Here is a 14,829-nt window from a genome sequence, read left to right on the forward strand (position 1 = left end):
CTATATAATAGGGAAAGGAAAAAAAGGAGGTTCGAGATGAATACCATAGACGCTATTAAAACACGAAGAAGCATTCGCCGTTTTAAAGAGACTGCCGTCCCTCATTCTTTGCTGGAACAGATCGTCTCTGCTGCTTCATTTGCTCCATCCTGGAAGAATTCTCAGGTAACACGTTATATTGCTATTGAGGATTCCAATTTAAAGAAGGCGATTGCCGACACCTGCTGTGGTGAGCATAACGCCTGTATTATAAAGCCAGCACCATTATTAGTCGCTACTACCTTAATTACAGGTCGTTCCGGTTATGAACGTGATGGCTCTTTTTCTACCATCCGGGGTGAAGCATGGCAGGCCTTTGACTGCGGAATCGCATGTCAGACCTTTTGCCTTGCGGCGAAAGAATTAGGACTTGACACAGTGATTCTGGGGCTTTATGATTTTGAGAAGGCATCTGCCCTCATTCAGGTTCCGGACGGTCAGCAGCTGATGGCTCTGATTGCCGTAGGCTATGGGGATGAAACTCCTGAAGCTCCGAAACGCAAACCATTAGAAACATTATTAACATACCGTTAAAAGGAGATAGTTATGAGACATTTATTAAACCCGCTGGACTTTACAGTGGAAGAAATTGATGAATTGCTGGAACTTGCAACAGATATCCAACACAATCTGCCGAAATACAGTCATGTATGTGACGGCAAAAAGATCGCAACTTTATTTTATGAGCCAAGCACCAGGACCCGTTTAAGTTTTGAAGCTGCTATGCTGAATTTAGGCGGCAACGTGCTGGGCTTTTCTTCTGCCGATTCCAGCTCCGCTTCCAAAGGTGAGAGCGTTGCAGATACCATCCGCATGATCTCCTGCTATGCGGATATCGCAGCCATGAGACATCCAAAAGAAGGTTCCGCCCTGGTTGCTTCCCAGGCTTCCCATATTCCGGTTATCAATGCAGGCGACGGCGGACATCAGCATCCGACTCAGACATTAACGGATCTGATGACAATCCGTTCTGAAAAGGGACGTTTGAACAATATGACCGTAGGTCTTTGCGGCGACTTAAAATTCGGCCGTACCGTACATTCTTTAATCAACGCCCTGGTTCGTTATCCAAACATCAAGTTCCTCCTGATCTCCCCTCCGGAACTGCGCATACCGGATTACATCCGCAAAGACGTTCTGGAAGCCAACCACATCGAGTTTGAGGAGATCGGTAATTTAGACGACGCCATGCCGGAACTGGACATTCTTTATATGACCCGTGTTCAGAAAGAGCGTTTCTTCAACGAAGAAGATTATATCCGTTTAAAAGACTGCTACATCCTGAACAAGGAAAAGATGAAACTCGCTAAAGATGATATGTTCGTCCTTCACCCTCTTCCAAGGGTTAATGAGATTTCAACCGAAGTGGACAGCGATCCGAGAGCCGCCTACTTCAGACAGGCACAGTACGGAGTTTATGTGAGAATGGCCCTTATTATGACACTTTTGGAGGTGAATAAACCATGTTAAATATCAGCGGATTAAAAGAAGGCGTGGTCTTAGACCACATTCAGGCCGGAAAAAGCCTGGATATCTACTATCATTTAGGCCTGGACAAGCTGGAATGCCAGGTAGCCATCATTAAAAATGCCAAGAGCAGCAAAATGGGCAAAAAGGATATCATCAAAATTGACGGCGATCTGGAACATATCGATCTCAATGTGCTGGGTTATATCGATCACAATATCACGGTCAACATCATCCATGACAGCGTAATCTCTGAGAAACGCAGCTTAAAACTGCCGAAAAAGATTACGAACGTAATCCACTGCAAGAATCCTCGCTGCATCACATCCATTGAGCAGGAGCTTCCTCATATCTTCTACTTATCCGATGAGGAAACAGAAACCTACCGCTGCATGTACTGCGAAGAGAAATATTCCAAATAATCAGACGAAACACCGGAAAGAGAGAACCTGAAACGGCATAAAAGCCTGTGTTCCAGGTTCTCTCTTTCCATCTGGTTTTGCCGATCCCGGGCCTTCAATGACACCTCATGATCTTATTACCCCTTATTCTCTAAACTTTTCTTTTGTAATCTCGATAAACAGTTTCGCCGCATCCGACAGATAGACATTTTTCCGGTAGGCGATAACGAAATCCCATTCATTATTTCTTTTTCCCGCGGAACAAAACAGCAGTCGTTTTGGAGTATAGAAGTATTTTTCACACATATCGGTACAAAATCCTACTCCGATCCCTGAGGCGATGATGGAAAGCACGCTCTCCACGCTTTCAAGGGTTATGATTTCCGGGGAAATGGTGGAATCCATCATGATTTTGTTTGCGATTTTTCTGGTCCGGAATTTGGAGTCCACCAGGAAAAACAACTCCTCTCCTAACTGGTTTACGTCAATCCAGGGATGCTTTCTGCCCTCTCTTGCTTCAACGTAACGTGACAGCTTGTTATCCGGCGAGATAGCCAAAACCACCTCTTCTTTGCATATCTGTTCATAATTAAATCCGGCATAATACCCGTCCGTCACCGTATAAACGGCCAGATCGATCTTTCCGTCAATCAGCGCTTTATTTAATTCGGAAACTCCGTTTTCCACCACACGGATCTTATAATTGGGGTAACGCTTTTTAAACTCCGGCAGCGTATTGGGCAGCACATAACGCCCTCTGGTCGGCGTGATTCCGATCGAAAGTCTGCCTCTGAAGTTTTGATTAATATCATTTAAATTATTTTGGAGCTGTCTGCTCAAATCCAGGATTTTGAAACCGGTTTCCACATACTGTTCTCCTGCATAAGTGAGGATCAGTCTGTTGTCCACCCGTTCAAACAGCTTAGTCTGGAGCCGTTTCTCCAGATTCTGCAGGAATTTACTGATTGACGGCTGTGTGATATCCAATGCCCGCGCCGCGCCTGAAAGTGTCTGATTATCTCTAATTGCCACCACATACTGTATCTCTCTAAAATCCATAAGCCCCTCCAATCCTTTCTTTTTCCCAGTATACCACACTTATAACTTTAAGCTATAAAAAGTATGCTTAAACTCTGGATTTACAGCAATATTACCATATAGTAAGATAAGTCCAAGAGATTTCAGGAGGTAAAATTGATGATAAAAGGCTATTTGACTACCAGCGACAGAGCAAGAATTTACTATGAGGACCGAGGAACCGGAATACCCATTCTTTTCGTTCCCGGCCACATGTGCACCACCAAATTTTTTGAAAAAAATGCAGAGGTGCTGGAAAAAGATTACCGGGTGGTAACATTTGACCCGAGAGGTTTCGGCAATTCTTCTAAAGTGCTTCACGGAAATGACATTGAACGCCATGCGGACGATATCAAAGAGCTGATCGATCTTTTAGACTTAAAGGACGTAATCCTGTTGGGATGGTCTTTGGAAGGCAGCACCGTAGTCACTTATGCGGACAAATACAACTCCTACCGTTTAAAAGGCCTGGGACTGATCGACTGCTGCCTGTTCCCCTTCTCTCCCGAAGACTGGAACTCTTATAATTCCAAAAATTACAATATGGATGACTGGAATCAAAAATACCGGCTGTGGATCACAGATCCGGAGGTTTATTTTGATAATTTCATCCAGAGAATTGATAAATATCTCACGCAGGAAGAGATTTCCATGGTACGCACAGAGATTTCTAAAACTCCACCCTGGATCGGGTTTGCAATTCATTCCGACTGGTGCCACACCAATGCGGAACCATTGTTAAAAAATCTTACGGTTCCGGTTTACATCGCCAGCGGCTGTTCCAAAGGGCACACACCTTCCATGGGCCGTCATTACAATGAAGTGATTCCTACTTATCATGAGCTCCATGAATTTGAGAACGGGGGCCATATCTTATTCTGGGTAGAACATGAAAAGTTCAATCGGACATTGGGGAGTTTTATATCAAAGATATCTTAATCTATTGACAATTCACAAATAGGAGGGTTTTATGTTAGCAATTATTGGGTATGCCATAATTATTGTTATGATGTTTTTGATCCTGAAGGATAAGGCTTTACCAGCCACTTGTTTTGTATTCCTGCCGATCATTGGGGCGGTCATTGCAGGATTCAGCATTACGGATATTTCCGGTTTTGTATCAAAAGGCGTGGGTACCACCTGGGCCACCGCTATTCTGTTCGTATTTTCCATCTTATATTTCGGAATTATGAACTATGCCGGCCTTTTTGATAAGCTGGTGGATTATTTATTAAAGGTAGCAGGCAATAACGTCACCATGATCCTGCTGGCAACTGCCATTATCGCCATTATCGGCCATATCGACGGAGCGACCACCTCCACTTACCTTATCACTATCCCGGTTATGCTCCCGATCTTTAAGAAAATGAAACTGCGTCCGACGGTTCTTCTGCTCATTGTCAGCTCAGCCACCGGAGTCATGAACCTGGTTCCATGGGGAGGGCCTACCATCCGTGCAGCCACCGCAATCGGCCAGGACGCCACCCAATTATGGGTCAGCATGATTCCCATGCAGGTATTTGGAATCGTCTGTACGTTATCTCTCGCCGTTTACTTCAGCTTTGTCGAAAAGAAACGTCTGGCTAAAGCAGGTGAAGCGGGCATCGTTGTGGATTTATCCAAGGACAGCGGACGCATAGAAGAAACCGACCTTTCCATGAAACGTCCTAAATTGTTATGGTTCAACCTTTTACTTACCATTATAATCATCGTTTTATTAGTTAAAAACATATTCCCGGCTTACGCGGTATTCATGTTCGGAATGTTAATCGCCATCGCTGTCAACTACCCGGATTTAAAGATGCAGCAGACCATCATCCATGATTTAGCCGGAGGCTCCATCGGCCTGGTTGTCACATTAATCGGCGCAGGCGTATTCTTAGGCATCTTTGTCAATACAGGCATGATTGACGCAATGTCACAGGTATTAATTCATTTGCTCCCAGGCAGCCTGCAGAAATATCTCCATCTCATCATCGGAGCCTTAGGCGCGCCAATGGGCATGATCATGGGACCGGATCCTTATTATTATGGAGTGCTTCCGTTAATCAGCGAAACCGTCGCCCGTTTCGGCGTGACACCGGATCAGGTTGCTCACGCGATGTTAATTGGAGAAAATGTTGCTCTCGCAGTCAGCCCCTGCGTTCCAACCACCTTCTTGGCAATGGGCCTTGCCGGAGTAGAATTGAAAGACCATATCAAATTCTCCTTCAAATGGCTATGGGGAATCAGCATCCTCATGTTAGTTTTCGCAGTCTTATTTAACATTATATAATAAGATACGCCGGAAAGAAGGGGATGCCCAGGCAGGCGGGGAAAGTATTGAGCCAAATGGGATTCGGGATTCGCCCCTAAGATGTACTAAGACCCGCAAGAACTAAAAGAGACAGGGCGCGCCCATTCGCAGTAAACTCTTGATGACTTTGCTGCTCAAGGGGCGCTTAGAAACTGATTCGGAATTCAGTTTCTACCTGTCTCTTTTTGTCCTTGTGGATCTAAGTACATCTAAGGGGTTCCATACGATCCCATTTGGCTCAATACTTTCCCCGTCTGCCTGGGCATCCCCTTCTTTCCGGCTGTTGCTTGGCTAGCTAAGGATAAAAAAGATTTGGTGAATGCGGGAGTAAGTTTTTACATAAACCATGAAGTCTTTTTCAAAAATGCCTTCACCATTTAATGTAAAGGGTGAGGTCATTTTGCGAAATGACTTGATGATTAAAGTAAAATCCGAAGACATTTCTGAAACTCCCTTAACGATCTGTGTAAATGTGATTCTACATAAATACCTACGCACCAATATTGTTTTTAACCAAGCCAGCGAAAACCAGCCCGGAATCGGGAGGCGGAACCGGAAGCCAAAGGTCGGAGGGGCCGTCCGGGCCGGGGAAGGAAGATGCAGCCAAATGGGATCGTATGGAACCCCTTTAGAACTACTTAGTCCCGTGAGGACAGAACGAGGCAGGTAGAACCTGATTTCGGTGTCAGGTTCTAAAGCGCCACTGAGCAGCGAAGTCATAAAGAGTTCACTGCGAATGGCGCTGGCCTGCCTCGTTCTGTCCTTACGGGTCTTAGTAGTTCTTAGGGGCGAATCCCGAATCCCATTTGGCTACATCTTCCTTCCCCGGCCCGGACGGCCCCTCCGACCTTTGGCTTCCGGTTCCGCCTCCCGATTCCGGGCGTCCCCCTTTCGCCAGCTCAGTTAAATAACAATTTTGTGCATTGATTTTTATTGCAGGTGAATTACTTCGATTTCGGGGATCGTATAATTTCTTATAATGCTGTCGCTGGTGTAGATCTTTGATATGGAACTGTTTTCTCTTACAATATCGTATTTAATTACGTTATTCTCACAGTGGGCTACCCACAGCGCGATATCGGAAACGCCTCTCTGTCTCATGATGTTGGCCGCCCTCAATACGGTTCCTCCGGTGCAGCAGATATCGTCTATGATTAGAATCCGCTTTCCGGTCAGGCTCAGATTCTTATTAAACAGCTCATAACTGATGATCTCTCTGCTGTCGTCTAAGACCCTTTGTTTTTGCCCATAGAAGTATGGAATCTCATCGTTGGCACAGACATTTAGTCTCTTTGGATATTTCTTCATGGCTCCTGCATCTGGGAAAAACAGATAATCGGGCTGAAACAGCCGTCTCACCTCATCAATATAAGGATTAATGTCCAGCTCGACCACATGATGTATCAGATCGGCTATTCCGTGGGAATGATTGTCCAAGGTATAGATATGTGAGAAATTCAGCCGGTTGATGATATTGGCAAACAGTTTCAGACTGTATACGTACCCGTCAATCGGGCGGTCCATGCGCCCGTATGGGACATACAGCATGGTCAGTTCAATCTCAGCTCCAGGTTCCTTATCTCTTATAAACTCTACGGCAAACTGGAGATCCGTAATGTCTTTATTATCCTGAAAAAACAATTCGATTCTGTTAAGATCCGGCTTCACTGCAGCCGGTTTATAAGAAACTTCACCGTTGCTGAACTGCTCGCTTCCGAAAATTCTGTTATTTACCTTTATCATGGTCTTCCTCCCGTTGTTCCTTATCTTCACTTTCTTCTATATTTATCTTCCATTTACCCTTACTTGCACTGCATGTTCGCATTTATTCTTTCCGTATTCGAAAAACCCGAAATAAATACAGAAATCTCTTATCAAATTGGATTTCTTAATTTATTTCGGGTTTTCAAACAGACATTATCTGCATATATCATTTTTAGTTTGAGCAAGACGATAAGCCGGGTTATGTCGTTGGATGGCCATCTATCTAGGTCTGCCGTCGCCGGCAGACTCAAGCGACCTACCCGGAAACAGACGGGCCGCCTTATGTTTCCTGTTCGGTCTTGCTTCGGATGGGGTTTACATATGCCCCGGCTGTTACCAGCCAGGCGGTAGTCTCTTACACTGCCCTTCCACCCTTACATGTTTCCATGCGGTATATTTCTGTTGCACTATCCCTGGAGTCGCCTCCGCCAGACGTTATCTGGCATCCTGCCCTGTGAAGCCCGGACTTTCCTCATCTGCAACCTTTCGGTATCACAGCTGCGGCCACCTGTCTTACTCAAACTAAAACAGTTTATCACAATTTTATATCTGGTGTCAACTGATTATTCTGCTTGTTTATGTTCTCACCTTAAACCCGGAAACAGCTTCCGCCGATAAATTCTCTGACAATGGAATTTTTCGGAATATCCTCACTGCTGACGCCCAGGAAATAATCCAGGAATTTAAGCAACCTCTTGGCTTCCAGATATTCCTCAGAATCTCTCGGAATTCCGAACAAAAGCGGTTCTGCGTATTGTTTCAGCACAGCCAGTTCATAGACAGATGCAGAATTAAACATGATATCCGCCTCTTCCTGGAATGGGAATATATTATTCTCCTCCCCGTTGCGCACCGACTGCCATCTGCTTATGGTTTCCTGAGCGCTTTCTCCTCTTGTTCTGGCATCCCGGACCATCCGGCGGATCAAACGTCCATCCGTGGTTGGTATCCGGTTGTGCTCATCAATATTCAGCTGCGTCAACGCGCTGATATAAATCTTGAATTTATTCGCTTTCGGTAGAGAATAGGAAAAGCGGTCATTCAGGCAGTGAATGCCCTCAATCACCAGGATATCTTCCTTGCCAAGGGTCAGATAGTCTCCCTTGTACTCCCTCATCCCGGATATAAAATTATACCGCGGCATCTCCACGGTTTTTCCGGCCAGAAGATTGGTCATATCCTCATTAAACTGTTTGATATCCAGACATTCCAAAATCTCATAATTATAATTGCCGTTTTCATCTTTGGGACTGTCCACCCGGTTTACGAAATAATCGTCTGCAGCTATCGGGTGTGGTTTCATCCCCAACGCTTCCAGCTGAATGGAAAGGCGGTGGGAAAATGTCGTTTTGCCGGAAGAAGAAGGACCTGCGATCATCACAATTTTTTTATCCGGCTGTGCGACGATCTGTTCTGCGATCTGCCCGATCTTCTTCTCCTGAAGCGCTTCCTGGATCAGAATCAGCTCATTGGCCTTTCCGTGGGCGATCATGTCATTTAATGCGCCTACCGTGGGCACTCCAAGGCGGTCGCCCCAATCGGAGGATTCCTTTAAGACATGGAATAATTTTTCCTTTTTCTTAAACTTAGGCGTCTTTTGGGGAGCGGAAACGTCCGGAAGCATCAGCATGAATCCGTTGTCATACAAGACCAGATCGAAATATTTGATATAGCCCGTATTCTGAACCATATAACCGTAAAAATAATCCTCAAATCCTCCGATGCTGTAAATATTTACCCTGGATACACGGCGGTACTTGAACAATTTTTCCTTGTCATACATCCGGTGTTTATGAAATAATTCCACCGCTTCATCCGTATGGACATTCCGCTTCATGATTGGGATCTCCGCTTCCACATATTCCCGCATCTGTGCCTTTACCCGGTCCAAAAGATCTTGGTTCAGCACAAAATCTCCTTTCGGCTGTGCAAAAAGGCCCTTTCCAAGGGAAAAATCAATGGCCACTTTTTCGATATTCTCAGCTCCCACCACCTCGTAAAATGATTTGAGCATCAATAAAATTGCGCTGCGGTGATACGTCTGCATCCCGGGTTTATCCGCAGTAGTTACAAATTCTATGGTACAGTCTCCGGTCACCTTTTTGTGGAGCTCCGCCAGCTTCCTGTTTACAAAAACCAGCACAATATCATTTTCAAATTCAGACTGGTGATCCTTCGCAATATCCAGATAAGAAGTTCCCTCTTCATATTCTTTCTTTATACCGCCGATTGTCACAAACGCCATGCACATCCTCCTTTTGTTCTGAATCTATACGATTACAGCAGCCGGAAATGCCGGCGCCGCTTTTATAATCTCTATTTGCCCATCCGTAATTTTATTAATATAACCTGCCATAAAATCGATAAAAATATGCTCCACACCATAATGCCCGGCATCGATCACTGCCATTCCTCCGGCAACTGCATCAATTCCCTCATGGTGGCCGATGTCCCCGGTAATCAGCACCTGAGCCTGTCCCTTTAATCCATGGGAAATCATGCTGGAGCCGGAACCCGGGGATACGGCGATTCTGCGAACCGGACTTTGGATCTCGTCCATCCCATAGATGGTCACAAACGGCAGTCCAAATGTATCTTTTACATAAGTTCCAAGCTCACTTAACGTCATTTCCGATGGGAGGGTTCCGATTCTTCCGATTCCATACTCACCGTCTTCCGACTGTCCGGTAACCTCCAAAACGCTGCAGTCTGAAAGCTTCAGATAATCAGCTGCCAAATCCGCCATGCACCCCGGCGCAATATCGAAATTGGTATGCATCGCATAATAGGAAATTCCGTTTTCTATCAGGTCAAGCAGCCTGCGGCCGATAAAATCCTGGTCATTAATCTTTTTAACCGCCTTAAAAATCAGCGGATGATGGGTTAACAGCATATCCGCCTTTTGGCTCACCGCCAAGTTAACCACATCATCCGTCGCATCCAGCGCAATCACTATTTTTTTCACTTCTCTGTCCATCCTGCCGGCCAGCAGACCCGGATTATCCCATTCACAGGCATAGTTCTCGTCCGCCAGCTGGTTTAACAGGTTTATGATCTGTTCACATCTCATTCAGTATCTCCTCAATCCACTGTAACTGTAATAAAATCTCCTGTTTTCTGCTTTTGCTTCCTTCTGTCCCGTGAAGTTCCAGCTGTTTTAAAACATTCTGGTACAAGCATTTTTCCTTTTTGAGAAATTCCTTTAAAACAGGGTTTTTATGTTCTGCCAAATATTTTCCATAGAGATAATAGGAATCCCTGGAAAGGTTCATGGTTCCGCGGATCACTTTCATGACCGTATAATATTTTCCCTCATCACAGGTCATATCCTCTTTTACAATACAAAATCCCTGGTCTTCCAGATATCTTCTGACCTTGTCAAGCTCTGACTGAGGGGACAGAATCCAGGTTACCACACTGTCCCACACATGTCTTCCCTCTTCCAGAATATGTATTACCAGTTCTCCGCCCATTCCGGCGATCACCACGGTGTCCGCTTCACCGGAATTTAATTTCGATACGCCGTCACTTAAACGCGTTTCAATCCGCTCCTCTAATCCATGAAGCTTAATATGCTTTTGAGCCCGCTCCAAAGGGCCCGGCCGTACATCCATCGCAATGGCGGATACAGCTGTATTCTGCTCCACCAGCCAGATCGGGACATATCCATGATCTGTCCCGACATCAGCGATCCGGCTGCCCGGTTCCACAAAGGAAGCTACCAGCTCCAGTCTGCGTGATAATTTCATAAGTTCCTCTCACTCTGCCAACGGCGTATTTTATATCCTTAATCTAAATAATCTTTTAATTTCTTGCTACGGCTGGGATGGCGCAGCTTGCGAAGGGCCTTGGCCTCAATCTGCCTGATCCGCTCCCGCGTTACATTAAACTCTTTTCCCACTTCCTCTAAAGTTCTGGGGCGGCCGTCCTCTAAGCCAAACCTCAGTTTCAGCACCTTCTGCTCCCTTTCGGTCAGCGTATCAAGCACTTCCATCAACTGCTCGTGAAGCAGAGTAAAGGTAGCTGCATCCGCAGGAACCGCCACATGGTCATCCTGTATGAAGTCGCCTAAATGGCTGTCCTCCTCTTCACCGATCGGGGTTTCCAGAGAAACTGGTTCCTGGGATATCTTCATGATCTCCCTGACGCGCTCCACCGGTATCTCCATCTTCTCCGCAATCTCTTCCGGCTGCGGTTCCCGTCCCAAATCCTGCAGAAGCTGTCTGGATACCCGGATCAGCCGGTTTATGGTTTCCACCATATGTACCGGAATACGGATGGTTCTGGCCTGATCCGCGATGGATCTGGTGATGGCCTGGCGAATCCACCAGGTCGCATACGTGCTGAATTTATAACCCTTTGTATAGTCGAACTTTTCCACGGCCTTTATCAGACCTAAATTGCCTTCCTGGATCAGGTCCAAAAACTGCATTCCCCGGCCCACATACCGCTTGGCTATGCTGACAACAAGGCGCAGATTGGCTTCCGCCAGTTTCTTTCTGGCGTTTTCATCGCCCAGGCTCATGCGTTTTGCAAGATCGATTTCTTCCTCTGTGCTCAAAAGAGGAACCTTGCCGATCTCTTTCAGATACATGCGGACCGGATCTTCGATGTTGACGCCTTCCGGCACAGAGAGGTCAATGTTCTCCACATCGATCTCTTCCTCATCGTCCAGCTCTTCTTCGATGAACAGATCCGGATCAATGTCCTCGTCATCGCCGATTCGCAGCACATCCACTTTATTATTTTCCAAAAACTCGTAAATCTTGTCCAGCTTATCCGGGTCAAGAATTTCATCACGGAAGAAACCAAGAATCTCCTGATTTTCCAGTACATTCTTTTTCTTTTTCGCTTCTGCCAACAACAGTTCCAGCTTTTCATCGAATCCTAATGTCTTCTCGTCCATGTTTCTCCATCCCTCCACAGCCTGCTAATAGTGTTGCCCTAATCAAAAGAAATATGCAGTGTTTTCAACGCTGCCTGTTCCTTGATAATCCGCTGTAATTCCGCAATATCTCCAGCATTCCTGCTGGCATGGTCAAGGCTGTTCTTCTTCACTTTTAATACGGTTTCCGTAAATGCCTTTTTCTGTTCCTCATCGTCCAAAGCCCCTTTTAAGCTGGCATTAAATAAAGACGCCACCTCTTTGTACTGATCCTCATCGTTGATAAAACGGTTCAGGATACCGGCCGGATTCACTTTTCCCTCCGCATGGTCTTTAAACACCATCTCCGCTACCTGATGGTACAAATCCTCGATAAAATCAGACGGCGTAATAATATTCTCAATACGTTCAAACAGGGATGGATTTTCAATCAGCCAAGTGAGCAGCAGACGCTGGGACTTTTTCGTTCCATCTTCTTTTTCTGCCTTTGTCGGCCTGATCTTCTCTTTTTTATAGGTTTCATCTTTCACTGCGCCCGGTACAATGCGGTTTCCCAGGCGGTTAACCAGCTGCCTTAAATCCTCATAATTGATAAAATGTTCTCTGGAAACTGCCTGCAGATAATTATCCCTCTCCAGCGCTTCCGGGAATTCCAACAGCTTTTTAGCCACTTCATTGTAAAACTGGGTCTTCTGTTCCGGGTCGTCCATGCTGTAATTCTTCTTAATTACATCGATCTCATACATAAAACTGTTCTTCGCCTGTTCAATCCGTTCCCGGAACGCTTCCGGCCCCAGATTTTTCATAAATTCGTCCGGGTCTTTATATGGCTGCATATTCAGCACTTTAATGGACATTCCGACGGATTTCAGAATCGGGATCGCGCGAAGCGCAGCCTTAACTCCCGCACCGTCGCTGTCATAAGTCAGGATTACCTGATCCGTGTAGCGTTTTAAAAGCGCCGCATGCTGGGTGGTAAACGCAGTTCCCAAAGAAGCCACCGCATTGGTAAATCCGGCCTGATGCATGGCGATCACATCCATATATCCCTCGCAGATTAAAATGAACTTCTCTCTGGAAGTCCTGGCATAATTGAGCCCGTAAAGGTTCCGGCTCTTATCAAACAGCTTTGTCTCCGGGGAGTTTAGATATTTAGGAGTGCCGTCTCCCATCACGCGTCCCCCAAAACCGATCACCCGGTTGTTCACATCCAGGATGGGAAACATGACGCGGTTCCAGAACTTGTCATACGTTCCCCGCTCTTCAATATTTACCAGGCCTGTCTCCTTTAAAATCTGGTCTTTATATCCTTTGGATTTTAAATAGCGGTACAGGTCATCGCTTGTCTTATTGGCAAAACCCAAGCCAAACCGCGTGATCGTCTCATCGCTCAGCTTCCGGTCCTTCAGATACTGGTATCCGATCTGGCCCTGGGGCTGTTTCAGCTGATAATAAAAATAATTGGCAGCCGTCTTATTGATCTCTAACAGCGTGGATCTTAAATCCGCCTGCTCTCTTGCCTCTTTATCATATTCCATAGTCGGCAGCTCCACTCCGGCCCGGTCGGCCAGCATCCGGAGCGCTTCTGTAAAGGAATAATTTTCATATTCCATAATAAATGTAATTACATTCCCACCTGCCCCGCAGCCGAAGCAATAGTACATCTGCTTGGCCGGTGATACGGAAAACGACGGAGACTTCTCACTATGAAAAGGACATAATCCAAAATAGTTGCTTCCCTTTTTTTGTAATTTTACATATCCAGAAATCACATCTACAATGTCATTTCTCGCCCTTACTTCCTCAACAATGTCTTCCGGATAGTACATGAAGTAACTCCTTTCTCTATGCTTTCCATGCCTTTGGCACAAATAATTCCTCAAATTTATCGATGGCGTAGATATCGCTCATGCCGGCGATATAGTCGCAGACCACCCGCTCCGCCTTTTCTCCTCTGGATTCCATCATACAGAAATATTCTTCCGGAAGCTTATCTAAATGTTCCAGATAATATTGGTACAGGTTCACGATTAACTGCTGCGCCTTTCCCTCTTCCGCCTTTGGAATATCGCTTCTATATACATTGTCAAACATCCATTTGCGAAGCCCCTTCATCGCCTCTTCCATACCGGGCGACATGGTAATCTCCGGTTTGTTCATGCTGTGGCCGATGATGTCGTGAATCATGGTATTGAGACGCTCCCTGACGCTGTGACCCAAAAGATCCGTATATTCACACGGAAGGTCTGATTCCACAAAAATCTGCGCGCGGATCGCATCGTCAATATCGTGGTTGATATACGCGATCTTATCCGACAGCCTGACAATGCATCCTTCCAGAGTGGACGGATGGCCTGCGGTCCTGTGATTTAAAATGCCGTCCCTGACCTCTTTTGTCAGATTCAGCCCCTCTCCCTTTTTCTCCAATACCTCCACCACGCGGACGCTCTGCTCATAATGGGCAAATCCTTCCGTACAGATCCTGTCCAGAATGGCTTCTCCCGAATGTCCGAACGGCGTATGGCCGAGATCGTGGCCAAGTGCGATGGCCTCCGTCAGATCTTCATTCAAACGGAGCGCTTTCGCAATGGTCCTGGCAATCTGGGCCACCTCCAGCGTGTGCGTCAGCCGGGTGCGGTAATGGTCGCCTTCAGGCGCCAGAAATACCTGGGTTTTATGTTTCAGTCGTCGAAATGCCTTGCAGTGCAGGATCCTGTCCCTGTCCCGCTGATACACCGGCCGTATGTCGCAGAGCGGCTCCGGCCTGTCCCTTCCAAGGGTATTCTTGCTCAGTGATGCATATGGACTGAGGTATTCCTCTTCCCAAGCTTCAATCGATTCTCTGATATTCATATAAACCCACCTTTCCCCATGCGGATTCAGAACTCAAATCAGTAAAG

Annotated in this window: 13 protein-coding genes and 1 other RNA gene; 5 read left to right on the forward strand and 9 right to left on the reverse strand. The window is 46.1% G+C overall.

What is annotated here, in order from left to right; all coding sequences use genetic code 11:
* The first annotated feature begins 36 nt into the window (after nucleotides 1-36).
* The 3 genes from C0033_RS01325 to C0033_RS01335 are packed head-to-tail and all read left to right on the forward strand — an operon-like array spanning nucleotide 37 to nucleotide 1,928.
* On the forward strand, nucleotides 37-573 hold the full coding sequence (locus C0033_RS01325) for a nitroreductase family protein (protein WP_103226056.1): 537 nt from the start codon (nucleotides 37-39) through the stop codon (nucleotides 571-573).
* 12 nt (nucleotides 574-585) lie between these two features.
* Nucleotides 586-1,509 carry an aspartate carbamoyltransferase gene (gene pyrB / locus C0033_RS01330; RefSeq protein ID WP_103226057.1) on the forward strand — a complete coding sequence of 308 codons (924 nt, stop codon included), beginning with the start codon at nucleotides 586-588 and terminating at the stop codon, nucleotides 1,507-1,509.
* Nucleotides 1,503-1,928: an aspartate carbamoyltransferase regulatory subunit gene (locus C0033_RS01335; protein WP_103226058.1), complete on the forward strand. Its 426-nt coding sequence runs from the start codon at nucleotides 1,503-1,505 to the stop codon at nucleotides 1,926-1,928. The genes pyrB and C0033_RS01335 overlap by 7 nt, the downstream gene beginning before the upstream one ends.
* 123 nt (nucleotides 1,929-2,051) lie before the next feature.
* Here C0033_RS01335 and C0033_RS01340 read toward each other — a convergent pair whose 3' ends face one another.
* Nucleotides 2,052-2,966 (reverse strand): LysR family transcriptional regulator, encoded by a 915-nt coding sequence (locus tag C0033_RS01340; RefSeq protein WP_103226059.1) that lies wholly within the window; start codon nucleotides 2,964-2,966, stop codon nucleotides 2,052-2,054.
* Nucleotides 2,967-3,104: 138 nt separating this feature from the next.
* On the opposite strand from C0033_RS01340, the gene C0033_RS01345 reads away from it, so the two are divergent.
* Together C0033_RS01345 and C0033_RS01350 are read left to right on the forward strand one after the other, a co-directional pair.
* The gene (locus C0033_RS01345; protein ID WP_103226060.1) at nucleotides 3,105-3,923 is read left to right on the forward strand and encodes an alpha/beta hydrolase; all 819 of its coding nucleotides are present in this window, start codon (nucleotides 3,105-3,107) and stop codon (nucleotides 3,921-3,923) included.
* 31 nt (nucleotides 3,924-3,954) lie between these two features.
* Nucleotides 3,955-5,259 carry a citrate:proton symporter gene (locus C0033_RS01350; RefSeq protein WP_103226061.1) on the forward strand — a complete coding sequence of 435 codons (1,305 nt, stop codon included), beginning with the start codon at nucleotides 3,955-3,957 and terminating at the stop codon, nucleotides 5,257-5,259.
* Nucleotides 5,260-6,210: 951 nt separating this feature from the next.
* Here C0033_RS01350 and C0033_RS01360 read toward each other — a convergent pair.
* From C0033_RS01360 to C0033_RS01395, 8 genes are all read right to left on the reverse strand, one after another.
* Nucleotides 6,211-7,023, reverse strand: a complete 813-nt coding sequence (locus C0033_RS01360; RefSeq protein ID WP_103226063.1) for a phosphoribosyltransferase family protein — start codon at nucleotides 7,021-7,023, stop codon at nucleotides 6,211-6,213.
* 195 nt (nucleotides 7,024-7,218) lie between these two features.
* Nucleotides 7,219-7,564, reverse strand: an RNA gene (gene rnpB / locus C0033_RS01365) — RNase P RNA component class A.
* A gap of 69 nt (nucleotides 7,565-7,633) precedes the next feature.
* Nucleotides 7,634-9,289 carry a nucleoside kinase gene (locus C0033_RS01370; protein ID WP_103226064.1) on the reverse strand — a complete coding sequence of 552 codons (1,656 nt, stop codon included), beginning with the start codon at nucleotides 9,287-9,289 and terminating at the stop codon, nucleotides 7,634-7,636.
* Between the two features lie 24 nt (nucleotides 9,290-9,313).
* The gene (locus C0033_RS01375) at nucleotides 9,314-10,114 is read right to left on the reverse strand and encodes a Nif3-like dinuclear metal center hexameric protein (RefSeq protein ID WP_103226065.1); all 801 of its coding nucleotides are present in this window, start codon (nucleotides 10,112-10,114) and stop codon (nucleotides 9,314-9,316) included.
* Entirely contained in the window at nucleotides 10,104-10,793 is a 690-nt protein-coding gene (locus C0033_RS01380; RefSeq protein ID WP_103226066.1) for a class I SAM-dependent methyltransferase, read from the reverse strand. The genes C0033_RS01375 and C0033_RS01380 overlap by 11 nt, the downstream gene beginning before the upstream one ends.
* A gap of 38 nt (nucleotides 10,794-10,831) precedes the next feature.
* Nucleotides 10,832-11,950, reverse strand: coding sequence for an RNA polymerase sigma factor RpoD (rpoD, locus tag C0033_RS01385; protein WP_103226067.1), 1,119 nt, complete (start codon nucleotides 11,948-11,950; stop codon nucleotides 10,832-10,834).
* A gap of 38 nt (nucleotides 11,951-11,988) precedes the next feature.
* Nucleotides 11,989-13,758, reverse strand: coding sequence for a DNA primase (dnaG, locus tag C0033_RS01390; RefSeq protein WP_103226068.1), 1,770 nt, complete (start codon nucleotides 13,756-13,758; stop codon nucleotides 11,989-11,991).
* A gap of 16 nt (nucleotides 13,759-13,774) precedes the next feature.
* Complete coding sequence (locus C0033_RS01395; RefSeq protein ID WP_103226069.1) at nucleotides 13,775-14,782, reverse strand: deoxyguanosinetriphosphate triphosphohydrolase; 1,008 nt, start codon at nucleotides 14,780-14,782, stop codon at nucleotides 13,775-13,777.
* Between the last annotated feature and the right edge of the window lie 47 nt (nucleotides 14,783-14,829).

Source organism: Clostridium sp. chh4-2, from assembly GCF_002899675.1.
In the GTDB taxonomy this organism is placed as follows: Bacteria; Bacillota; Clostridia; order Lachnospirales; family Lachnospiraceae; genus CHH4-2.